At 74.6% G+C, this 22,634-nt stretch carries 20 protein-coding genes; 15 read left to right on the top strand and 5 right to left on the bottom strand.

The window, feature by feature from the left end; genetic code table 11:
• The first annotated feature begins 247 nt into the window (after positions 1 to 247).
• The 6 genes from J7523_RS12840 (at position 248) to J7523_RS12815 (ending at position 5,955) form a co-directional block, all read left to right on the top strand.
• Complete coding sequence (locus J7523_RS12840; RefSeq protein WP_291887080.1) at positions 248 to 985, top strand: allophanate hydrolase subunit 1; 738 nt, start codon at positions 248 to 250, stop codon at positions 983 to 985.
• Positions 982 to 1,857, top strand: a complete 876-nt coding sequence (locus J7523_RS12835) for a biotin-dependent carboxyltransferase family protein (RefSeq protein WP_291887078.1) — start codon at positions 982 to 984, stop codon at positions 1,855 to 1,857. The genes J7523_RS12840 and J7523_RS12835 overlap by 4 nt, the downstream gene beginning before the upstream one ends.
• Positions 1,858 to 1,961: 104 nt before the next feature.
• Positions 1,962 to 2,834: an aminoglycoside phosphotransferase family protein gene (locus tag J7523_RS12830; RefSeq protein WP_291887075.1), complete on the top strand. Its 873-nt coding sequence runs from the start codon at positions 1,962 to 1,964 to the stop codon at positions 2,832 to 2,834.
• A 175-nt stretch (positions 2,835 to 3,009) separates the two neighbouring features.
• Complete coding sequence (locus tag J7523_RS12825) at positions 3,010 to 4,803, top strand: ribonucleoside triphosphate reductase (protein WP_291887073.1); 1,794 nt, start codon at positions 3,010 to 3,012, stop codon at positions 4,801 to 4,803.
• 35 nt (positions 4,804 to 4,838) lie between these two features.
• The gene (locus tag J7523_RS12820) at positions 4,839 to 5,537 is read left to right on the top strand and encodes an anaerobic ribonucleoside-triphosphate reductase activating protein (RefSeq protein ID WP_291887130.1); all 699 of its coding nucleotides are present in this window, start codon (positions 4,839 to 4,841) and stop codon (positions 5,535 to 5,537) included.
• A gap of 82 nt (positions 5,538 to 5,619) precedes the next feature.
• Positions 5,620 to 5,955 (top strand): anti-sigma factor antagonist, encoded by a 336-nt coding sequence (locus J7523_RS12815; RefSeq protein ID WP_291887071.1) that lies wholly within the window; start codon positions 5,620 to 5,622, stop codon positions 5,953 to 5,955.
• 77 nt (positions 5,956 to 6,032) lie between these two features.
• Here the strand turns inward: J7523_RS12815 and J7523_RS12810 are convergent, their stop codons facing one another.
• Genes J7523_RS12810 through J7523_RS12795 form a run of 4 tightly spaced genes read right to left on the bottom strand, consistent with a single transcriptional unit; the run spans position 6,033 to position 9,526 of the window.
• Positions 6,033 to 7,163: a hypothetical protein gene (locus J7523_RS12810; protein WP_291887068.1), complete on the bottom strand. Its 1,131-nt coding sequence runs from the start codon at positions 7,161 to 7,163 to the stop codon at positions 6,033 to 6,035.
• A complete protein-coding gene (locus J7523_RS12805; RefSeq protein WP_291887065.1) occupies positions 7,160 to 7,702 on the bottom strand; it encodes a sigma-70 family RNA polymerase sigma factor in 543 nt (180 codons plus the stop codon). The genes J7523_RS12810 and J7523_RS12805 overlap by 4 nt, the downstream gene beginning before the upstream one ends.
• 58 nt (positions 7,703 to 7,760) lie before the next feature.
• Entirely contained in the window at positions 7,761 to 8,999 is a 1,239-nt protein-coding gene (locus tag J7523_RS12800) for a hypothetical protein (protein ID WP_291887063.1), read from the bottom strand.
• Positions 8,996 to 9,526 (bottom strand): sigma-70 family RNA polymerase sigma factor, encoded by a 531-nt coding sequence (locus J7523_RS12795; protein ID WP_291887060.1) that lies wholly within the window; start codon positions 9,524 to 9,526, stop codon positions 8,996 to 8,998. The genes J7523_RS12800 and J7523_RS12795 overlap by 4 nt, the downstream gene beginning before the upstream one ends.
• A 196-nt stretch (positions 9,527 to 9,722) precedes the next feature.
• On the opposite strand from J7523_RS12795, the gene J7523_RS12790 reads away from it, so the two are divergent.
• The 4 genes from J7523_RS12790 to J7523_RS12775 all read left to right on the top strand — a co-directional run bounded on the left by J7523_RS12790 (position 9,723) and on the right by J7523_RS12775 (position 15,201).
• On the top strand, positions 9,723 to 12,092 hold the full coding sequence (locus J7523_RS12790) for a sodium-translocating pyrophosphatase (protein ID WP_291887058.1): 2,370 nt from the start codon (positions 9,723 to 9,725) through the stop codon (positions 12,090 to 12,092).
• A gap of 146 nt (positions 12,093 to 12,238) precedes the next feature.
• Positions 12,239 to 12,901 carry a ThuA domain-containing protein gene (locus J7523_RS12785; RefSeq protein WP_291887055.1) on the top strand — a complete coding sequence of 221 codons (663 nt, stop codon included), beginning with the start codon at positions 12,239 to 12,241 and terminating at the stop codon, positions 12,899 to 12,901.
• Positions 12,902 to 12,940: 39 nt separating this feature from the next.
• Entirely contained in the window at positions 12,941 to 13,654 is a 714-nt protein-coding gene (locus tag J7523_RS12780; protein WP_291887051.1) for an endonuclease/exonuclease/phosphatase family protein, read from the top strand.
• On the top strand, positions 13,651 to 15,201 hold the full coding sequence (locus J7523_RS12775; RefSeq protein ID WP_291887048.1) for a class I SAM-dependent methyltransferase: 1,551 nt from the start codon (positions 13,651 to 13,653) through the stop codon (positions 15,199 to 15,201). Before J7523_RS12780 ends, J7523_RS12775 begins: the two co-directional genes overlap by 4 nt.
• Before the next feature lie 15 nt (positions 15,202 to 15,216).
• Here J7523_RS12775 and J7523_RS12770 read toward each other — a convergent pair whose 3' ends face one another.
• Entirely contained in the window at positions 15,217 to 16,329 is a 1,113-nt protein-coding gene (locus J7523_RS12770) for a DUF4190 domain-containing protein (protein ID WP_291887045.1), read from the bottom strand.
• A 200-nt stretch (positions 16,330 to 16,529) separates the two neighbouring features.
• Here J7523_RS12770 and J7523_RS12765 point away from each other — a divergent pair, with 200 nt between their 5' ends.
• From J7523_RS12765 to J7523_RS12745, 5 genes are read left to right on the top strand one after another with little or no spacing between them, the layout of a single operon-like run.
• Positions 16,530 to 17,744, top strand: coding sequence for an efflux RND transporter periplasmic adaptor subunit (locus J7523_RS12765; RefSeq protein ID WP_291887042.1), 1,215 nt, complete (start codon positions 16,530 to 16,532; stop codon positions 17,742 to 17,744).
• Positions 17,737 to 18,429, top strand: a complete 693-nt coding sequence (locus J7523_RS12760) for an ABC transporter ATP-binding protein (protein ID WP_291887040.1) — start codon at positions 17,737 to 17,739, stop codon at positions 18,427 to 18,429. Before J7523_RS12765 ends, J7523_RS12760 begins: the two co-directional genes overlap by 8 nt.
• Positions 18,426 to 19,658 (top strand): ABC transporter permease, encoded by a 1,233-nt coding sequence (locus J7523_RS12755; protein ID WP_291887037.1) that lies wholly within the window; start codon positions 18,426 to 18,428, stop codon positions 19,656 to 19,658. Before J7523_RS12760 ends, J7523_RS12755 begins: the two co-directional genes overlap by 4 nt.
• A gap of 35 nt (positions 19,659 to 19,693) precedes the next feature.
• Positions 19,694 to 20,662 (top strand): hypothetical protein, encoded by a 969-nt coding sequence (locus J7523_RS12750; RefSeq protein ID WP_291887035.1) that lies wholly within the window; start codon positions 19,694 to 19,696, stop codon positions 20,660 to 20,662.
• Positions 20,655 to 22,598 (top strand): biotin/lipoyl-binding protein, encoded by a 1,944-nt coding sequence (locus J7523_RS12745; protein ID WP_291887032.1) that lies wholly within the window; start codon positions 20,655 to 20,657, stop codon positions 22,596 to 22,598. Before J7523_RS12750 ends, J7523_RS12745 begins: the two co-directional genes overlap by 8 nt.
• The last annotated feature ends 36 nt before the right edge of the window (positions 22,599 to 22,634 follow it).

The following is a 22,634-nucleotide window of genomic DNA, read 5'->3' as shown; positions in this document are numbered from 1 at the left end:
TGGGTCGGGCGCGCGGGACCCGTGCGGGGCCGGCCGACCCGACACGAGGCGCAAGCGCCTTCCGGCTGTCCTCGGCGACAGCAGGGGCGGGGCTCGCCGCGACAGTACGGGCGCGGCTCGCCGCGATGGAAGGGGAACCGGTTCGTCGAATCGCTTCACCGACGACGACCGCGCCGTGGCGGCAACCGTGCGCCGTCAGTGGTGGCGTACGTGGTGGCATGCGCACCGGGCAGGGCAGGATCGGCGCATGACCGACCCCGCCGGCGTCCGCGTCGTGACGTTCGGCGACGACGCGCTGCTCGTCGAGGTCGCGGACCTGGCCGCGGTGCGCCGCCTCGACGACGCCCTCCGCGCCGCGCGCCAGGACCACCGGGGACCGACGGGCCGCAGCGGGCGGACAGCCGACAGCGACCCGGTCGACCCGAGCAGCCCCTCCGCAGCACCGGACCCGTGGGCCGCGGTCGTCGACCAGGTCCCGGCAGCGCGCACCGTCCTGCTGCGCACCCGACCGGGAGCGGACCTCGCCGCCCTGGCCGCCGCGGTCGTCCGCACGTGGCGCAGCTCGCGGACCCACCCGGCGCCCGAGGCCCCGACGACGGCGCTCGTCACGCTCGACGTCGTCTACGACGGCGCCGACCTCGAGGAGGTCGCGGCGATCACCGGCTGCACGGCCGACGAGGTCGTCGCCCGCCACTGCACCCCCACCTACACGGTCGCGTTCGGCGGCTTCATGCCGGGCTTCGCGTACCTCGTCGGCCTGGACCCGCAGTTGCACGTCCCGCGCCGGGACTCGCCGCGCGAGCGTGTGCCGGCCGGGTCGGTCGCGATCGCGGACGAGTACTCGGCCGTGTACCCGGCGCCGACGCCGGGCGGGTGGCGCCTCCTGGGCCGATGCGGTGCGGACCTGTTCGACGTGAACCGGACGCCGCCCGCCCTGCTCGCACCCGGGACCCGGGTGCGGTTCACGCCGGTGGCGCGCGCATGAGCGAGGCCGGACCGGCGGTCGAGGTCGTCGCGCCCGGTGTGCTCGCGCTGGTGCAGGACCTGGGGCGCCCGGGCTGGGCGCACGTCGGTGTGGGCCGGTCCGGCGCGGCGGACCCGGCGGCCCTGCGCCTGGCGAACCGGCTCGTCGCGAACCCTGAGGGGGCGGCCGGGGTGGAGCTGCTCATGGGCGGGCTGCGGCTGCGGGCGCGCGGCGCGGTGACGGTCGCGCTCGCGGGCGCGCCTGCGCCGGCGTGGGTCGGACGGACGCTCGTCGGGCACCATGCGCCGCTGGAGCTGGACGACGGCGACGAGCTGCGCGTCGGCGCACCGAGCCGGGGCCTGCGGACGTACGTGGCGGTGCGCGGCGGCGTTGCGGTGCCGGCCGTCCTCGGCTCGCGCTCGACGGACGTGCTCGGGGGCATCGGTCCCGCGGCGCTGGCGGCCGGGGACGTGCTCCCCGTGGGTCCGGCGCCGGACGAGTGGCCGGTGGTCGACGTCGCGCCCGTGCGGCCGTGGCCCGACGACGTGGTGCTGCCGGTCGTCGTAGGCCCGCACGCGGACTGGTTCGACGACGGGCTCGGTGCGCTGTGCGGCTCGGAGGGCTACACGGTGACGCCCGCGACGAACCGGGTCGCGCTGCGGCTCGACGGCCGGACGGTCGCCCGGGTCGAGTCGGCGGCGGGTCGGGAGCTGCCGTCCCACGGGCTCGTGCCGGGGGCGGTCCAGGTGCCGCCGAACGGCCTCCCGCTGGTGTTCGGCGTCGACCACCCGGTGACGGGCGGCTACCCGGTGCTCGCCGTCGTCCGGGCGCACGCGCTCGGGGCGCTCGCGCAGGTCCGGCCCGGCGAACGCGTGCGCTTCACGCTCGGATGACCCGCGGACGACACACCCGACCGGCGATCGCCCAGACCCGCACGGGCGGCGGTCGGGCGACTATGCCGGTGCGGTCGCGCGCACGGCCGCCTACCGTCGGGGCGGTGCACGACGACGAGCTGACCGTCACCGCGGACCAGGTCCGGGCCCTCGTCGCGGACCAGCACCCTCGCTGGCGCGACCTGCCCGTGCGGCCGCTGCCGCACCGCGGGACCGACCACGCGCTGTTCAGGCTGGGCGACGACCTCGCTGTCCGGATGCCCCGGATCGCGTGGGCGCGTGACGCCGCCGACCGCGAGCGGGACTCGACCGGTCGGCTCTCGGCACTCGTCGGCGTGGAGGCGCCGGTGCCGGTCGCGGCCGGCCGGCCGGGTCACGGCTACCCGTGGCGCTGGTCGGTGGTGCGCTGGGTCGCGGGCTCGACGCCGTCGCGGCCCACGGTCGAGCTCGCGCTCGACCTCGCGGACGTGGTCGGACGCCTGCGTGCGGTCGACCTGCCGGGCCGGCGCAACGACCGGCGAGCCCACCCTCTGGGCGACCTCACGGAGCAGGTCGCGGCCGATGCCGACGCGGTGCGCGACGAGGTGCCCGTCGACCTCGTCCTGCGCGCCTGGGCGCAGTCGTGCGCCGCTGACCCGTGGGACGGGCGTGGCGTCTGGCTCCATGGGGACCTCGCGCCGGGCAACCTCGTGGTGCGCGACGGGCGGCTCGTCGGGCTGCTCGACTGGGGCGGCGCCGGGCTCGCGGACCCGGCGGGCGACCTCGGGCCGGCGTGGAACTTCCTCGACGCGCCCTCGCGTGCGACGTTCCGGGACGCCCTCGGCGACGACCACGCCACGTGGCTTCGTGGTCGCGGCTGGGCGCTGCGGCAGGCGCTGCTGCAGCTGCCCTACTACCGCACGCGGTACGTGCCGCTCGCCGACCACGCGCGTGCGACGATCCGGGCGGTCCTGCAGGACGCGGGCCTCACGGACTGATCGGAGACGGTGGTCGGGCCCGCTGGCAGCGACACGCCGCGACATTCGTGGGGCGGTCCGCTCCACGATGCCGCCGGCGGGACGTTGGTCCCGGCTCCCCTCGCCATGCGGGCATAGAAATTCCTACATCTTGTGGTGCGCACCGATGACCACCACACCATGTGGAAGGGGAGCCATGTCAGAGCAGGTCGTCGTGGAGGTCGGCTCGTCGATCGACGAGTACCTGGACCGCCGCGACTGGCGGGTCAACGCCAACGCCAACCAGGGGTACTCGCTGGGCGGCCTCATCCTCAACACCGCCGGCAAGGTCGTCGCGAACTACTGGCTCAGCCACGTCTACCCGGAGGCGATCGGCCGCGCGCACCGTGAGGGCGACCTGCACATCCACGACCTCGACATGCTGTCCGGCTACTGCGCCGGGTGGTCGCTGCGCACGCTCCTGCAGGAAGGGCTCAACGGTGTGCCCGGCAAGGTCGACGCGCGCCCGCCGAAGCACTTCGGCTCGGCCATCGGCCAGATCGTCAACTTCCTCGGCACGATGCAGAACGAGTGGGCCGGCGCGCAGGCGTTCAGCTCGTTCGACACGTACATGGCGCCGTACGTGCGGCTCGACGGCCTGACGTACGAGCAGGTGCTGCAGGGGATCCAGGAGCTCGTCTACAACCTCAACGTGCCGAGCCGGTGGGGCACGCAGACGCCGTTCACCAACCTCACGTTCGACTGGGTGTGCCCGGACGACCTGCGCGAGGAGGTGCCGTTCGTCGCGGGCGAGCCGCAGGACTTCACGTACGGCGAGCTGCAGACCGAGATGGACATGATCAACCGCGCGTACATCGAGGTCATGACGGAGGGCGACGCGTCGGGCCGGGTGTTCACGTTCCCGATCCCGACGTACAACATCACCAAGGACTTCGACTGGCACAGCGAGAACGCCGACCGGCTGTTCGCGATGACCGCCAAGTACGGGCTGCCGTACTTCCAGAACTTCATCAACTCCGAGATGAACCCGGGCGACGTCCGCTCGATGTGCTGCCGCCTGCAGCTCGACCTGCGTGAGCTCCTCAAGCGCGGCAACGGCCTGTTCGGCTCCGCGGAGCAGACGGGGTCGGTCGGCGTCGTGACCATCAACTGCGCGCGCCTCGGCTTCCTCAACCACGGCGACGAGCACGCCCTGTTCGACGAGCTCGGCACGCTGCTCGACCTCGCGCGCACGTCGCTCGAGCTCAAGCGCACGGTCATTCAGAAGTACATCGACGAAGGCCTGTTCCCGTACACGAAGCGGTACCTCGGCACTCTCGACAACCACTTCTCGACGATCGGCGTCAACGGCCTGAACGAGATGGTCCGCAACTTCACGGGCGACGCGTACGACCTGACCGACCCGCGCGGGCACGCGTTCGTGGTGCGGGTCCTCGACTTCGTGCGCGCCCGGATGGTGCAGTACCAGGAGGAGACCGGGCACCTCTACAACCTCGAGGCGACGCCCGCCGAGGGCACGACGTACCGGTTCGCGAAGGAGGACCGCCGGCGCTGGGCGACGATCCTGCAGGCCGGCACGGACGAGAACCCGTACTACACGAACTCGTCGCAGCTCCCGGTCGGGTTCACGGACGACCCGTTCGAGGCGCTCGAGCGGCAGGACGACCTGCAGACGAAGTACACGGGCGGCACGGTCCTGCACCTGTACATGGCCGAGCGGCTCTCGACGCCCGACGCGGCCCGTGAGCTCGTCCGGCGGTCGCTGTCCCGGTTCCGTCTGCCGTACCTCACGGTCACGCCGACGTTCTCGATCTGCCCGTCGCACGGCTACCTCGCCGGTGAGCACCCGACGTGCCCGCAGTGCGAGGCGACGTGCGAGGTGTGGACGCGGGTCATGGGGTACCACCGGCCGGTGAGCTCGTTCAACATCGGCAAGAAGGGCGAGCACATGGAGCGCACCCCGTTCCTGGAGAAGGCGCTCGTCCGATGACCGGGCGCACGACGACAGGGCACGTGGGCCTCGGCATGCTGGCGCTCGGCGGGCAGGCTGGCGCGGCGACCGCGGTCGCCCACCCGGCGGACGGCCTGGCTATCGCCGGGCTGACGGCCCTGTCGTCGTGCGACTGGCCCGGAAGGCTCGTCGCGACGGTCTTCCTGCAGGGCTGCCCGTGGCGCTGCACGTACTGCCACAACTCCGCGATCCTCGATCCGCGCACACCCGGCACGGTGCCGTGGTCCGACGTGCGCGACCTGCTCGACCGGCGGCGCGGCCTGCTCGACGGCGTCGTGCTGTCAGGCGGCGAGCCGCTGCGGCAGCCGGGCGTCGTCGACGCGGCCCGGGAGGTCCGCGAGGCGGGCTTCGGCGTGGGCCTGCACACGTCCGGCGCGTACCCCGGCCGCCTCGCGGCGATGCTGCCGCTCCTCGACTGGGTGGGCTTCGACGTCAAGGCGCCGGCCCGCCTGTACCGGGCCGTGACGCAGGTCGGCGGCCCGACGACGACGGCCGACGCGGCGTTCGCGTCGCTGCGGCTCGTGCTCGGGTCCGGCGTCGACGTGCAGGTCAGGACGACCGTCGACCCGACCGTGATGGGTCCGGCGGACGTCGCCGAGCTCACCACGGTGCTCGCCGGGCTCGGCGTCCGCGACCACGTGCTGCAGGAGGTCCGCACCGACGGCACGACCGCCGAGTACCGCGCCGCGCTCGCCGCCGCGTCCGCCGCCTGAGGGTCGTTCACGGGCTCGTCGCGTAGCCTCGTGCGCTCGTCGGGCGGAGCCCCGTCTGTTTCAATCGGTCGGGGAGGAAGCCGTGGACGTCAAGGTGACCAGCAGGGACGTGGGCGAGCAGACGGTCGTCGACGTCGTCGGCGAGATCGACGTGTCGACCGCCGACGTGCTGCGCGAGCGGCTCCTCGACCTGCTCGAGCACGACCGCACCGACCTCGTCGTCGACCTGCGCCGGGTCGCGTTCATGGACTCGACCGGTCTCGGCGTGCTCGTCGGCACCCTCAAGAAGGTCCGCCTGCTCGGCGGCCGCCTGCAGCTCGTCATCGACTCCGAGCGGCTCCTCAAGGTCCTGCGGATCACCGCGCTGCTGCAGGTGTTCACCGTGCGCACGACGGTCGAGGAGGCCCTCGCGGGCTGACCGCCCCACCGACCGGGGGGTCGGCCGGCGGGCGGCGGGTCCCTCCACCGCGCCGCCCACCAGCCGAGATCAGGGCGTCACGACGCCGGCGTGAGCAGGTAGACGACGGACAGCCCACCGTCGGGAGCCGTCGTCCGCGTGATCCTGACGTGCCACCCGGAGGTCTCGACCTCGGCGCTCGGCGCAGGCGAGAACCCCACGTCGATGGGTCCGGTGGCTCGGCCGGCGCCGCTGTCGACGATCAGGTGCGCGGCCGCGTTCACGCTGTCCACAGCGTCGACGGCGACCTCGACCGCCCAGCCGTCGGCGTTCCGGTGCGCGGTGAGGAGCTGGCCGTCGAGCACCGGGACGTCGGCGGGGAAGCCGACGGGCAACCCTGACATCCGCGTCGGCGCGGGCAGCAGGTCCACCGGCCACGAGCCCGCCGCCGTGAGGTCGCCCGTCGCCGGGTCGACGTAGGTCGCGTAGGCCTCGTACCGGCCCGCGGGGAGGGGTTCCGCGGCCCGCGTGCACGTCACGAGCTCGCCGCTCAGCATGACGGAGGTGCTGCCCTCGTCCGGCACGACCCACGTGTACGGGACGTCCTGCGGCGCCGGCGTCGACACGACGGTGCCGTCGTGCGTCACCACGAGACGCAGACCCAACGACCCGAGCGAGTCCCCGGCCGCGACGCCGGCGGCGTTGATCTCGGACCGCAGCTCCCCGATCCGGCCGTCGATCGCCGCCAGCGCCGCGTGGTCGAGCACGTTCCCGTCGCTGTCGGTGCCCCGGCGGCGCGCCTCCTCGAGGGCGTCGCGCTGCGCGACCAGGTCACCCGTGCCGGTCCCGGCGACCGCGCCGCTCGACGGGGTCACGCGGGCGACGGCCGTGAACCTCCGGCCGAGCAGGGGGCTGAAGGTGTCGTCGAGATCGCTCTCGACGTGGACAGGCGCGTCGGAGCCCGCGGCCGGCAGGGCACCGACGTCCGACCCGCACGTCCCCGGCGCCGCGTCGGGGTCGGAGGCGGGCAGCCGCACGCCGCCGTCCCACGTGCCACGCGTCAGGCCGAGCGCGACGACCCCGACGGCACCCGCCGCGACGGCCCCGCGCGTGCCGGCGCGCAGCGCCCGGCGCCGGCGGATCCGGGTCGTGAGCGCACCGACCCCGAACGGGGCGTCGCCGTCGCCGTCGACCAGGTCGTGCAGCGTGTGGCTGAGCTGGGGTGTCATGACCGTTCCTTCCCGTTCGTCACGAGCTCGATGTCGACCGTCTCCGTGTCCGGCAGCGGGCCCAGCAGGGCCTCGAGTTGCGCGGTCGCGTCGGCCAGGTACCGCTTGACCGTGCCCTCGGCGACGTCGAGCCGCCGGCCGATCTCCGGCACCGTGAGGTCGTCGTAGTACCGGAGCACCACGCACGCCCGCAGCCGCGGCCGCAGGGTCAGCAGCGCCGCCCGCACGTCGACGCGTGCGCCGCTGGTCGCCTCGTGACCGGGCACGTCGTCGTCCCGCGCGAACAGGTGCCGCACGGCCGACCACCGCGCACGCCGCCGGTGCCCGTCGAGGAACGTCGAGAGCACCGCCTTGCGGACGTACGCCTCCGCGGCGACCGTGTCGCGCAGCGGCCGTCCGGCGCTGAAGCACCGCACGAGAGCGTCCTGCACGAGGTCCTCCCCGGCGCGCTCGTCACCGGTCAGCAGCGTGGCGTACCGCACGAGCGCCCGTCCGCGGACGCGGACCAGCTCGTCGAGCACCTGTTCCCAGGCCGCCATCGGACCTCCCTGTCGTGGCCGTCATGATCCAGGACGACCGGAAGGTGGGAATCGTTGGTCAGGGGACCGTCACGACGGCCGGGACGAACGTGTAGACGACGGACTCCTTGCCCGCGGTCGTGCGCGACGCGGTGACGTCGACGTCCCAGCGACCGCGCCGGCCCTCGGCGTGCTCCCGGAACGACGAGACGGCGACGGAGTACTCGGGCGTCGTCTGCGGGATGCCGACCGGGATGGCCAGCCGCCGCGCCGCGGCCTCGACCGCGTCGTCGCCGTCGGCCTCGACCTCGGCCGTCCAGCCCCCTGCGCCCGTCGGCTGCGCTGCTACGAGGCGGTCGCCGACCAGGGCGACGTCCTGGGGGAACCCGGACGGCAGGTCCGTGAGGGGGTGCTGCTGCGGGAGGAGCTGGACCGACCACGGTGCGCTGACCGTGCGCTCGTGCGTCGTGGGGTCGAGAAAGAGCACGCGGACGTCGTAGTCGCCGGCGGCGAGCTCCTCGGCCGGGGCGGAGCAGCTGACCAGGTGGGCGCTCAGGGTGCGCAGGCCGACGACCCGGGACGGCCCGGTCACCCACGACTGGACGCCCGGGTCGACGATGTCGGGCGTCGCGACGACCATGCCGTCGCGCACGACGACCAGCCACAGGTCGAGGCCCGGCGAGGCGGGCGCGGTCGTGCCCGGGCCGTCGAGCACGGCAGTCTGCGCCCGCAGTTCCTCGACCAGCGGTTCGACGAGCGCGCGCGCGTCGTCCGGGAGGTCATCGGCGGCCAGCTGCGACTCGTAGCCCGCGAGCAGGTGCTGCAGGCCCGACCGGTCCTGCTCCGAGCCCGCGACGAGGTCGGCCGGGGAGAGCTCGGTGGTGACGTGCGCGGTGATGGTTCGGTCGGCCACCCGGCCCAGCGTCGCGTCGGGTGACGTCGTCCCCCCGGCGGGCCCGCCGGACACGACCAGCCCGTCCGAGGTGCCCTCGGACCACGTGAGCCCGACCGGCGCGCCCTCGTCGGACACCGGCAGGGCGTCGAGGCGTGAGCCGCACGTGCCGGGTGCTGCGCCCGATGTGGTGGGTGGGTCGGCGGGGGCGGGTGTCCGGGTGTGCGGACCCGCGGCATACGCTGCGCCGACGGCGAGCAGCACGACGGCGGCCGCCGAGCCGGCCGAGAGGACCGCGGTCCGTACCCGGCGTCGGTGGCGCGTGCGCGCGGCCACCGCGGGCAGGTCGAGGCCACCGGCCGCCCGGTGGACGGCCTCGGTGCGGGCCGCCAGGTCCTGCAGGGCCTCGCTGAGGTCGGGGTTCATCGACGGCCTCCCTTCAGGGTCGGCAGGTCCTGGTCGGCCAGCGAGGGCTGCGGGCCGAGGAGCGGCTCGAGCTTGCGGCGTGCGTCGGACAGGTAGCGCTTGACTGCGCCGTCGGAGACGCCGAGGCGGTGGGCGATCTCGGGGAGCGTGAGGTCGTCGTAGAACCGCAGCACGACGCAGGCGCGCTCGCGGGGCGAGAGCGTGGTCAGGGCGGCGGCGACGTCGGCACGGTCGGCTGCCTCGGTGTGGCGGTCGTGTCCGTCGGCGGGCACCTCGAGCAGGTGCGCGACGGCGTCGAGGCGGCGACGGCGACGCCAGACGTCGAGGTAGGCGTTGAGGATGACGCGGCGCACGTAGGCCTCGGTGGAGTCGACGGTGTGCGGGCGTCGTCGCGAGAAGGCGTTGACGAGCGCGTCCTGGACGAGGTCCTGGGCGCTGTGGAGATCACCCGTGAGCAGGTGCGCGTACGCCACCAGCGCGGACCCGCGGTCCGTGACGAGGCGACCCAGGTCGTCCTCCCAGGTCACCGCCCACCTCCGCCGTGCGTGCTTGTCATACCCGTGTTGACGCCCCTGGCATCGGAATGGTTGGGGGTGATCTTGATGGACACCTCGATGTGCGATCTACGTCACATCGCCTGGTTAGACTGCCCGGGTCCGGCGGCAACGGGGCCGGCGGACAGACGCGGTCAGGGGGGCCGTGTCGATCGTCCGAGGAGGATGCATGGTCGAGCTCGGATCCACGAGCCTCATGATCGTCGGTGTCATCGCGGCCCTGGCAGTGATGGCCTTGCTGGTGGCGGTCGTGCTCCGCCGGCAGGTGCTCGCCGCCGACGAAGGCACCGCGTCCATGCGCGAGATCGCGCGCGCCGTCCAGGAGGGTGCGTCCGCGTACCTGAGCCGGCAGTTCCGGACCCTGGCGATCTTCGCGGTCGTCGTGTGCGGCCTGCTCTTCCTGCTCCCTGGTGACAACGGCATCAAGCTGGGCCGCTCGCTGTTCTTCCTGGTCGGCGCGGCGTTCTCCGCGTCGATCGGCTTCCTGGGCATGTGGCTCGCGACGCGGGCGAACGTCCGGGTCGCTGCTGCCGCCTCGCGGGAGGGCGGACGCGCGGAGGGTGCGCGGATCGCGTTCCGGACCGGTGGCGTCGTCGGCATGTCGGTCGTGGGCCTCGGCCTCGTCGGTGCCGCGAGCGTCGTCCTCATCTACCGCGGCGACGCGCCGTCGGTGCTCGAGGGCTTCGGGTTCGGGGCGGCGCTGCTCGCGATGTTCATGCGGGTCGGCGGGGGCATCTTCACCAAGGCGGCCGACGTGGGCGCCGACCTCGTCGGCAAGGTCGAGAAGCACATCCCCGAGGACGACCCGCGCAACGCGGCGACCATCGCGGACAACGTGGGTGACAACGTCGGCGACTGTGCGGGCATGGCGGCCGACCTGTTCGAGTCGTACGCGGTGACGCTGGTCGCCGCGCTCATCCTCGGCAAGGCGGCCTTCGGCGAGCAGGGCCTCGTGTTCCCCCTCATCGTCACCGCGGTCGGCGCGCTCGTCGCCGTGCTGGGCGTCGCGATCACGCGGGTGCGCGGCTCGGAGAGCGGGCTCACCGCGATCAACCGCGGCTTCTACGTCGCGGCCCTCGTCGGCGTGGTGCTCGCTGCGGTCGCCGCGTTCGCGTACCTGCCGTCGACGTTCGCGGACCTGACCGGCGGCACGGTCGGCCTCGAGACGCACGCGGGCGACCCGCGGCTCATCGCGTCCGCGGCGGTCGCGATCGGCGTCGTGCTCGCCGGCGTGATCCTGTGGGTCACGGGCTACTTCACGGGGACGACGAGCAAGCCGACGCTGCACGTCGCCAAGACGACCCTCACGGGTGCCGCCACGGTCGTGCTGTCCGGCATCGGCGTCGGCTTCGAGTCGGCCGTGTACACCGCTGGCATCATCGCTGCGGCGATCTGCGGCGTGTTCCTCATCGCGGGCGGCAACGTGGCCCTCGCGCTCTTCCTCATCGCGCTCGCGGGCTGCGGCCTGCTCACCACCGTCGGCGTCATCGTCGCGATGGACACGTTCGGCCCGGTCAGCGACAACGCGCAGGGCATCGCGGAGATGTCCGGCGACGTCACGCCCGAGGGGGCGCAGATCCTCACGGACCTCGACGCCGTGGGCAACACGACCAAGGCCGTGACCAAGGGCATCGCGATCGCGACCGCCGTGCTCGCGGCGACCGCCCTGTTCGGGTCGTACGCGGACGCGGTCCAGAACTCGCTGGCAAGCATCACGGGCGGCCCGGCGAACGACCTCGTCGAGTCGATGCTGGCGTACGACATCATCAGCCCGGTCACGCTCGTCGGCGTGATCCTCGGCGGCGCCACGGTGTTCCTGTTCTCCGGTCTGGCGATCGACGCGGTGACCCGCGCGGCGGGTGCCATCGTGTTCGAGGTGCGGCGCCAGTTCCGCGACTTCCCGGGCATCATGACGGGCGAGGTCCGGCCCGAGTACGGCAAGGTCGTCGACATCTGCACGCGCGACTCGCTGCGCGAGCTCGCCACGCCCGGCCTGCTGGCCGCGTTCGCCCCCATCGCCGTCGGCTTCGGCCTGGGCGTCGGGCCGCTCGCGGGCTTCCTCGCCGGGGCCATCGGCGCGGGCGTCCTCATGGCCGTGTTCCTCGCGAACGCGGGCGGCACGTGGGACAACGCGAAGAAGATCGTCGAGGACGGCCACTACGGCGGCAAGGGCTCCCCGGCGCACGACGCGGCCGTCATCGGCGACACCGTCGGCGACCCGTTCAAGGACACCGCCGGCCCGGCGATCAACCCGCTCATCAAGGTCATGAACCTCGTCGCGGTGCTCATCGCCCCGGCGGTCGTCACGATCTCCGTCGGCGACGGCGCGAGCCAGGCCGGTCGCCTGGCGATCGCCACGGCCGCGGCGCTCATCGCGTTCGGCGCGGTCATCGCGTCCCGCCTGCGGGCGGCGCGCGTGGACCGCGAGGGCGGGCTCGAGGCGGAGGCCGCGAAGGCGCTCGGCGCGGGCTCGGCCGCGCCGACGACCGTCGCGAACGAGGTCGACGAGCCTGACGAGTCGGAGGCGCTCACGCGCTGACGCACCGACGTGGCGCCCTTCGTCCGGACCTCCGGGCGAGGGGCGCTCGTCTGCGCGGCCCGCACCCCGGGTGGGTCCGGGCACACTGCTGCCAGGCGGGTCGCGCAGGACAGGTCGAGCAGGACGGGTCGAGCAGAGGAGGCATCGTGCCGCACGCGCTGGTGCTGGTGGGCAGGGGACGGTACGAGGACCCGTGGCACGACCACGCGGCCACGTCGCACGCGCTCGTGTCCCTGCTCGAGGACGCCGGGTGGACGGCGCAGCTGCGCAGCACGTTCCCGCACGCGCTCGACGACGCCTCGCCCGACCTGCTCGTCGTCAACGCGGGCAGCGGCCGGGTGGACCCGGCGTTCGACGGCGACGACGAGGCGTGGCAGCCGTTCCACGACCGCCGGGCGGCGCTGACGGACGGCGGCGTCCCCGTGCTGGCGGTCCACCAGGCGGCCATGACGTTCGAGGACGACCCCCGCTGGGCGGCGACGCTCGGCGGCCGGTGGGTCGAGGGCGCGTCGTGGCACCCGCCGCTCGGCGACGCCCGGTTCCGGGTGGTCGACGACGCCCACCCGGTGACGGCGGGGCTCCCGGACGCGATCGGCGCGGTCGACGAGCGGTACCTCGACCTGCAGGTGTCGGGGCCGGTGCACGTGCTGGCCGTCGCCGACCACGAGGGCACCCCGCACCCGGTCGTGTGGGCCGTCGAGGGGCGCACCCGGGTCGTCTACTCGGCGCTCGGCCACGACCTGCGCTCGTACGCGTCGCCCTCGCACCGGGCTCTGCTGCGGTCCGCCGCGGGGTGGCTGGGGGGCTGACGCCGCGCGGCGCCTCCGCACACGGGCGAAGATGACCGAGTGACGGACGGACGGCTGCGGCTCATGACCTACAACGTCAAGGGCCTCAAGCTCGACCGGTTCGCCGCCGCCGAGGTCGTGCGGGCGCAGCGCCCGGACGTGCTCGCGCTGCAGGAGCCGCCGCGTGGCCTCGCGGGACGGTGGCGGCTGCGCCGGTTCGCCGCCGCGACAGACCTCGTCGCCGTGGTGAACGGTCGCGGTGCGCGCACGACCGCGCTGCTCGTGGCCCCCGGGCACACGGTCGCCGAGGCTCGGCCGATGCGCCTGCCGTGGCGCACGGGCACGACCCGCCGCGGGGTGAGCGTCGCCTCCGTCGACGGGGTCCGGGTGGTGGTCGTGCACCTGAGCCTGCACCGCGTCGAACGGGCGGAGCACCTGGAACGCGTCGTCGTCGCGACGGTGCCGGAGCCGGCGGCGTCCGGACCGCCGACCGTGCTGCTCGGCGACCTCAACGAGCTGCCCGGTGGCCCGGCGTGGCTGCGGCTCGGGCAGGTGCTCACGGACGTCGCGCCCGACGGCGACCCGACCTTCCCGGCGGCGACGCCGCGCAAGCGGATCGACGCGGTGCTCGTGTCCGCCGACCTCGCCGTGGAGAACGTGCTGGTCCCCGACGGCGACGCGGTCCGCCGCGGCAGCGACCACCGCCCGGTCGTCGTCGACCTGCTGCTCAGCGGCGGGTCGGCTGCGCGCGGGTCCGGGACAATGGCCGGGTGACGCCCACCCCCGACGTGCCCGTGACCGACCCCGGCCGCCTCGACGACCTGCGCGCCGACCTCACTGAGGCCGGCTACTCGGTGGTCGGCGTCGAGGACGTGCTCGGCCCGGTCGCCGCCGACGCGCTGCACCGCGAGGAGCCTGTCCCCGCCCGTCGGGCGACAGCCGGCCGCACCGAGCCGGTGCCGGTCCTCTCCCGGCTGTTCCTGCTCGGCGAGCCCGTGCCGCGTCGGCTGCTCGGGACCGCGCTGCCGCGGCTCGGTGTCGCCGGGGCCGAGGCGCTCGGCCTCGTGGCGGCGGCCGGCACGGGTCCCCACGACGAGGTGCGCGCCCGTGTCGACCTGCGCCCGTACGTCGCGGTCGACGGGCACGGCGAGGTCGACTGGTGGATCGCGTCCGACCTCGGCGAGCTCGCGACCGGCCGTGCGCTGCGGACCGACCACGTGCTCGGCGTCGGCGGCGCGTCGACGACCCTCGCGCAGGTCACGGTCCGCGACGAGCGCCGCTGGGCACTCGACCTCGGCACCGGCTGCGGCATCCAGGCGCTGCACGCGTCCCGGCACGTCGCCCACGTGGTCGGCACCGACATCTCGGCGCGCGCGCTCGCGTTCGCCCGGTTCAACGCGGCGCTCGCGGGCCTGCGTGAGGATCGCCTCGCGCTGCGGGACGGGTCGATGCTCGAGCCCGTCGCGGGGCAGCGGTTCGACCTCGTCGTGAGCAACCCGCCGTTCGTCATCACCCCGCGCGTCCCCGGTGTCCCCGAGTACGAGTACCGCGACGGCGGCCGGGCGGGGGACGCGATCGTGCGCGAGCTCGTCGAGGGCGTGGGCGCGGTGCTCGAACCCGGCGGCGTGGCGCAGCTCCTCGGCAACTGGGAGGTCCGGCGCGGCGAGGACTGGCACGAGCGCGTCGGCGCCTGGGTCGACGCCAGCGGGCTCGACGGGTGGGTGGTGCAGCGCGAGCTGCAGGACCCGGCGCAGTACGCCGAGACGTGGATCCGCGACGGCGGCACGACGCCCGAACGGGACCGCGACGCGTGGGCGGCCCGGTACGGCGCGTGGCTCGACGACTTCGCGTCGCGCGACGTCGAGGCGATCGGGTTCGGCATCGTCACGCTGCGCCGGCCCGTGGCCGGGGCCCCGACGCTGCGCCGGCTGGAGGAGGTCACCGGCACCGTCCGGCAGCCGCTCGGGCCCGCCGTCGCGGACAGCCTCGCGGCGCACGACTGGGCGCAGTCGCGCGACGACGACGCGCTCCTGGCCGCCCGGCTGCTCGTCGCGGGCGACGTCACCGAGGAGCGGTACCTGTCGCCCGGTGCGGTCGACCCGCAGGTCGTGCTCCTGCGGCAGGGCGGCGGGTTCGGCCGGGCCGTGCAGGCCGGGACGGCGCTCGCGGGCCTCGTGGGGGCGTGCGACGGCGACCTCACCGTCGGGCAGATCGTCTCCGCGCTCGGCGCGCTGCTCGACGTCGGCGCCGACGCGGTCGCGGCGGACGTGCTGCCGTCGCTGCGCGGGCTCGTGCGCGACGGCCTCCTCGTCCCGGCCTGACCGCGGCGCGACGCGTCAGGTGCGGGCCGCGATGGCCGCGGTGACCTGCGCCTCCTCCTCGTCCTGCTGCGCCTCGGTCAGCGCGATCGCGGCGGCGTCGCCCGCCTTGACCCCGGCCGCGCGGGCGGCCTCGGCGTCGCGCATCGCCTGTGTGAGCGGTGTGGTCCACAGCGTCGGCAGGACGGGTGACGGACCGGCGGGCCCGACGTAGCCGCCGCGCCAGCAGTCGGCGTCGAGAGCCAGCAGCCGCCGGGCGAAGGGGTCCCACGTCGGGTCGTGCAGCTCGAAGTCCTGGAAGTCGTCGGTGTACGTGGTCATCCGCACGTCGGCGTCGACCTGCTGCAGCAGCCGGTAGAGGGCCTCGCGCGCGTCGACGTCGTCGAGGCGGTCCCACGTCACCGTGACGGCGGAGCAGACCTCGAGATCGGCCCGCTCGGCGTGCCCGAGGCCCAGGTCAGGCTTCCCGTCGAGCGAGGAGCTCGCGGCCACGACGGCGGCCCGGGCGCGCAGCTCGTCGACGAGCGCCGCCTGGCGGGCCTGCTCGCGGACCGCGTCGTCCTGCTGTCGTGCGGCGCGGAACGTCAGCGAGAACCCCCGGTCGACGCAGCCCGTACCGGTCCGGAGCTCGCCGGCCACGAGCGAGACCTCGTAGCCGCCGCGCGTGGCGTCGACGCAGAGCTCGTCGCCCGTGCGGTAGGCCTCGGCGCGCACGTCGTCGATCTCGCGGCGCCCGGGGTCGTCGGGCCACTCGCCGGCCGTGTCGTGGCGCGCGGTCAGGTCGTCGGCGAGGTCCTGCGCGACGCGGTCCGCGGCGGCGGCGTCGGCCGTGGCGTCACCGCTCGCGACCCACTGCGCGGGCAGGTCGGTGCGCACGACGAGGACGGCCCCGGCCAGGGCCGTCGCGATCCCGGCGAGCGTGCACAGGCTGGCGCCCGCGACGGCGAGGCCCCACCCTCCGTGGCCGGTGCGCCGGACGCGTCGCAGCGCGACCAGGCAGAGCAGGAGGCCCACGGGCCAGAGCACGAACGTGAGCACGAAGCCCCAGATCGCGACGGGGTCGGTGTCGCGGTACGCGTGCGCAGCTCGGGGGATCGGCGGTGTCGACGGCGACACGGACGAATCGGGCATGCCGGAGAGGGTAGGGGACCGCCGTCGACCCGATGGGGCGAACGGGGACACCCGATCGGGGCACGCACGTGACGGTGGACCGGGCGGAGGTCGGCGGCACCGGGTCTCACAGGTGGGGCACAGTCCCCGGCTACGACCGCTCCAGGGCGGCTCCCTACCGTCGACCGCGAATCCACCAGGGACGTCGTCGAGGGAGAAGCATGCTGCGGCTGTGGAGGCGGACAGGTCCGCTGCTGAGGATCGTGGCGGGCGTCGCCGTGGTCGGGCTGGTCGCGGCCGGGGTGTGGTGGTTCGGCATCCGCGACGCCTCCGCGTCCGACGCGACGGCCCCGACCACCCGTACCGTCGCCGCGAGCCTCACCACGATGCAGAAGGTCGTGAGCGGCACCGGCACGATCGCGCCCGCGGTCCAGGAGGACGTCTCGTTCGAGGTCAGCGGGACCGTCACCGCCGTCCTCGTCGCGACGGGCCAGACCGTCACCGCGGGCCAGACGCTCGCGACCGTCGACACCCTCCAGCTCAACGCCGACCTCCTGCAGGCGCAGGCGACGCTCGCGAGCGCGAAGGCGAAGCTGTCCGACGCGACCGACCAGTCCGACGGGTCGTCGAGCGCGAAGGCGCAGATCGCGTCCGCGCAGGCGCAGGTCGACGTCGCGCAGTCGCAGGTCGACGCCGCGCAGGAGGCGATGGCCGGCGCGACCCTCACTGCCCCCGTCGCGGGCCTGCTCACCGCGGTGGACCTGGAGGTCGGCGACGCCGTCACCGGCTCGTCGAGCGGCGGCGACGGCCAGAACCCGACGGGCTCGGACACGTCGACCGCCCAGTTCACGATCGTCGGCACCGACGCGTGGCAGGTCGAGGTCAGCGTCTCCGACGCGGACGTCGCGAACCTCGAGGTCGGCGACCAGGCGGAGGTCACGCCCGACGGCGCGACCGACCCGGTGTTCGGCACGATCGCCTCCATCGGCCTGCTGTCCACGAGCAGCCAGGGGGTCGCCGCCTACCCGGTGACGGTCGACCTCACGCCCGGCCAGGAAGGCCTGCACGACGGCGTGTCCGCCGACGTCGACCTCGTCTACGAGCGCCGCACCGACGTGCTCACCGTGCCGAGCCTCGCCGTGACCACCACGGACGGGAAGTCCACCGTCACGACGGTCGACGCCGACGGCAAGCAGACCACGGTCGAGGTGACCACCGGCGAGACGTCCGGCAACCTCACCGAGATCACGTCCGGGCTCGCGGAGGGCGACGAGGTGGTGCTCGCCGTGTTCACGCCGGGCGGCAACCGGGACGGCCAGCAGGGCGAGGAGGGCGGCCCCCAGTTCCAGGGCAACTTCCCGGAGGGCTTCCAGGGCGGTCCGCCGCCCGAGGGCTTCACCGGCCAGAGCTTCCCGGGCGGTCCGACCAATGGCTGAGCCCGTCATCGACCTCGCGGGCGTCCGCAAGACGTACCGCACCGGCAGCATCGAGTTCGAGGCCCTGCGCGGCGTCGACCTGCGTATCGACGCGGGCGAGTACGTGGCCGTCATGGGCCCGTCGGGCTCGGGCAAGTCGACCCTCATGAACATCCTCGGGTGCCTCGACACCCTCACGGCCGGCTCGTACCGGCTCGCCGGCGAGGACGTGGGCGAGCTCGACGAGATCGACCTCGCGGACATCCGCAACCGGCGCATCGGGTTCGTGTTCCAGCAGTTCCACCTGCTGCCGTCCCTGTCGTCGCTGCGCAACGTCGAGCTGCCCCTCATGTACGGGCGCGTGCACGGCGCGGAGCGCCGGGCCCGGGCGATCGCGGCCCTGGAGCGCGTCGGGCTGGGGGACCGGCTCGACAACCGGCCCGGCGAGCTGTCGGGCGGCCAGCAGCAGCGCGCGGCCGTGGCCCGGGCACTGGTCGGGGAGCCGGCGCTGCTGCTCGCGGACGAGCCGACCGGCAACCTCGACACCGCGTCGTCCGACGACGTCCTGCGGCTCTTCGACGAGCTGCACGCGCAGGGCCGCACGATCGTGCTCATCACGCACGAGCGCGAGGTCGCCGAGCGGGCGCAGCGCGTGGTCCGCGTCCGCGACGGCCTGGTCGTCGAGGATCGGGCGGTGGCGGCATGACCTGGACGGAGACCCTGCGGACCGGCTGGGCGGCGGTGCGCACGCACGGCCTGCGCTCGACGCTCACGGTGCTCGGCATCCTCATCGGCATCGCGGCCGTGATCCTCACGGTCGGCCTCGGCCTCGGCACGCAGAAGGACGTGTCCGCGCAGATCAGCTCGCTCGGCAGCAACCTGCTCATCGTCAAGCCCGGCAGCAGCACCGACTCGAGCGGCGTGCGCGGCGGCTTCGGCACCCGCACGACGCTGACCAGGGCCGACGCCGAGGCGCTGGCCTCCAAGGTCAACACCCCGGACGTCGCCGCGGTCGCGCCCGAGAAGACGACGTCGGTCTCCCTGGAGGCGGGTGACACGAACTGGACGACGCAGGTCGTCGGCACCACGCCGGAGTGGCTCGACGTCCGCGCCCGGACCGTCGCGAACGGCACGTTCTTCACGGCCGAGCAGGACGAGCAGCGGGCCAACGTCGTCGTCCTCGGGCCCGAGACCGCGAAGGAGCTCTTCGGGACGACCCGGGTCGTCGGGCAGACGGTGACCATCAGCGGGCACGACTTCCAGGTGATCGGCGTGCTCGAGTCGCAGGGTGCGAGCGGGGACAGCGACCTCGACGACGTCGCGGTCGTGCCGCTGAGCACCGCCGCGGACACGCTCGTCGGCGGCCAGTCCCGCGAGGCCGTCTCGACCGTCTACCTGCAGGCCGAGTCCGGCGACCAGCTCAGCGCCGCGTACCAGGAGGCCACGCAGACGCTGCTCAACCTGCACGGCATCACCGACGCGTCCGCGGCCGACTTCACCGTGAACAGCCAGGACGCCCTGGTCTCGACGGCGACCGCCGTCTACAAGACGCTCACCGTGCTGCTCACGGGCATCGCCGCGCTGTCGCTGCTGGTCGGCGGCATCGGGGTCATGAACATCATGCTCGTGTCCGTCACCGAGCGGACCCGTGAGATCGGTCTGCGCAAGGCGCTCGGCGCCCCGCCGTGGGCGATCCGGCGGCAGTTCCTCGTCGAGGCGGGCGTGCTCGGTCTCGGCGGCGGGGTCCTCGGCGCCGCCCTCGGCATCGTCGCGGCCCAGGTGCTGCCCGGCCTGCTCGGCACGTCCGTCGTGGTGTCCGGCGCGGCCGTCGCCGGCTCCGTCGTCGTCGCCCTCGCGATCGGCCTCGTGTTCGGCGTGTACCCCGCGACCCGGGCCGCCCGGCTCGCCCCCATCGACGCGCTGCGGGCGGAGTGACCGTGACCGCGCGCGCCCCGCAGAAGGAGAACACCATGCCCCCCGCCCGTCCCCGCCGCACCGCCACCGCGCTGGCGCTGCCCGCGCTCGCCACCGTCGGTGTGCTCCTGCTCGCCGCGTGCTCCTCGGGCGGCGGCTCCGGCACGACCGCGCAGCAGGACGACGGCGAGTCCGCCCAGCAGGCGCCGCAGATGACTGGCCGGCAGGGCGGCGGCACGTCCGGCGAGATCGTCGCGATCGACGGGACCGTGCTGCAGCTGCGCAGCTCGGACTCGCAGACGGCGGTGACCTGGACGGACACCACCACGGTCACGCGCACGGTGGCCGCGGCGCTCGCGGACGTCACCGTCGGGTCGTGCGTCTCGACGACGACCGCGCCCACCGGCGACGACGCGCAGGCGGACGACAGCGGGCCCGCGAGCACGGTCCGCATCACGGCCGCAGCCGACGACGGCACGTGCGGGTTCGGCGGCCTCGGCGGCGGGCCGGGCGGCGACCGTCCGGACTTCTCCGGCGGCGAGGGCAGCCCAGGCGGCCCGCAGGGCACCCGCCCGACCGACCTGCCCGACGGCGCGCCTACCGACTTCCCGTCCGGCGCCCCCGCCTTCATGGGCGGCTCCGGCGGGTTCTCGTCCGGCAAGGTCACCGCGGTCGACGGCAGCACGATCACGATCGAGCAGACCCGGCCGCAGCCGCCGTCCCAGGACGGCAGCACGTCGTCCCCGTCCTCCGACGACACGACCACCAGCACCGTCACGGTGACGGTCGACGCGTCCACGACGTACACCAAGGACGCCGTCGCCGACACGTCCGCGATCGCCGTCGGCCTGTGCGCCGTGGCGCGCGGCGAGGCCGACGACAGCGGCAAGGTCACGGCGACCGCGCTCATGCTGTCCGACAAGGGCGCCGACGGCTGCACGAGCGGCTTCATGATGCGCGGCACCCGGCCGGGCGGCACCGGCGGCTCGGGCACCGACCAGACGCAGGGCGGCACCGATGCCTGACGCAGCCACGCCCCTGTCGTCCCGGCCGTCGCTGTCTGCCCGGCGCCGGGCACGCCGCCGCCGTGTCGTCGTGCTCACCGCGGCCGGTGCGGTCGTCCTCGTGGCGGCGGGCGGTGGCGTCGCGCTCGCCCTCGGCGGCTCGGGCCAGGACCGGTACCGCACGGCCGAGGTCACGCGCGACACCGTGACGCAGACGATCCACGCGACCGGCACGGTGTCGTCCGCGACCCGCCGCGACCTCGCGTTCTCCGTGGCGGGTACCGTCGCGACCGTGCCCGTGGCCGTCGGGGACGTCGTCACCGCCGGCCAGACGCTCGCGACGCTCGACACCGCGTCGCTGCAGGACGGGGTCGACACCGCGGCGTCGGCGCTGGCCGACGCGCAGCAGCAGCTCGAGGACGACCTCGACTCGCAGACGTCGTCGAGCTCGTCGTCCTCCTCGTCCTCGTCGTCGTCGTCGAGCTCGAGCTCCTCCACCACGAGTCCCTCGACCGGGTCGACGCCCTCGACGGGCACCGACGGCACGCACCCGTCGGGCGACACCGGGTCCGCCGACCCCGCAGTCGCCGCCGCGGTCGCCGCGGTGCAGAAGGCCCAGCGCGACCTCCTCGCCCAGTACCAGGCGGCGTCCGCGGCGCTCGCGACGAGCAGCACCAGCGTGACGGCCGCGCAGGCCACGTGCGCGGCGTTCCTCGCGGTCGTGAGCGACGACGTCGACCCGCAGCCGACGCCGTCAGCGACTCCGACGCCGAGCACGAGCCCGAGCGCGTCGGCCGACGACGGCACGACGACCGACGACACCACGAGCGACGGCACGAGCGACGGCACGACGACCGCCGACGACGCGTCGGCGGCCGTGCAGGAGGCCCTCGCCGACTGCCAGGCCGCGGTGAACGGCACGCTCGACGCGCAGCAGGCGACCGACGCCCAGCAGCAGGCGCTCCTCGCGCTGACCACGTCGCTGGACGACGCGGTGCAGGCCCTCCAGCGGGCGCTGGTCCAGTCGAACGGCTCGACGCCGAGCGGGTCGGACGACCCGACCCCGAACGACCAGCCGTCGAGCAGCCCGTCGAGCCCGTCGAGCACGTCGAGCCCCAGCGCCAGCCCCACCGACTCGTCGTCCGGCGACCGGGACGGCAGCTCGTCCACCCCGGCCTCGGCCGCCACGATCCTCGCGGACCAGGCGGCGATCGACCTCGCCGAGGCCGACCTCGCGGTCGCGCAGCACCGGCTCGCGTTCGTCACGCTGACGAGCCCGGTCGCCGGCACTGTCGCGCAGGTCTCGATCACGCCGGGTGCGTCGGTCGGCGCGTCCTCGACGACCGCCGTCATCACCGTGCTCGGCACGGACGGCCACACGGTCGCGACCACGGTGCCGCTGACCAGCATCGACATCGTCGAGGTCGGGCAGACGGCCACGGTGACGACGCCGACGACCGACGAGACGCTCACCGCGACGGTCACGAGCATCGGCGTCCTCGACCAGTCGGAGACCTCGGAGCCGTCGTACGCGGTGGAGCTCGCGCTCGACGCGACGGACCAGCCGCTGTACGACGGCGCGTCCGCGCAGGTCACGATCACGGTCGCGGGCGGCGACGAGGTGCTCACGGTGCCGACGTCGGCGGTGCACGTCGACGGCACGACGGCGACGGTGCGGGTGCTGGAGGACGGCATCCCGACCGACGTGACGGTCGAGCGCGGCGCGGTCGGTGCCGAGCGTACCGAGATCGTCTCAGGCCTGTCCCTGGGCGACGAGGTGGTCCTCGCCGACACGCAGCAGGCCATCGACACGGGTTCGTCGAGCTCGAGCCGCGGCCTGTCGGGCCTGGGGGACGACGGCGGCGACGTGCAGATCCAGGGCGGCTTCGGCCCGCCGCCAGGTTTCGATACGAGTCAGCTCGGCGGCAGCCAGCTCAGCGGCGGGGGCGGTCGGTAGGCTCGCGGCGTCGCCGTCGAGAGGCGGCACGACGGG

Source organism: Cellulomonas sp., from assembly GCF_017744555.1.
Lineage (GTDB): Bacteria > Actinomycetota > Actinomycetes > Actinomycetales > Cellulomonadaceae > Cellulomonas.
This window is presented reverse-complemented; position numbering and strand designations above follow the sequence as displayed.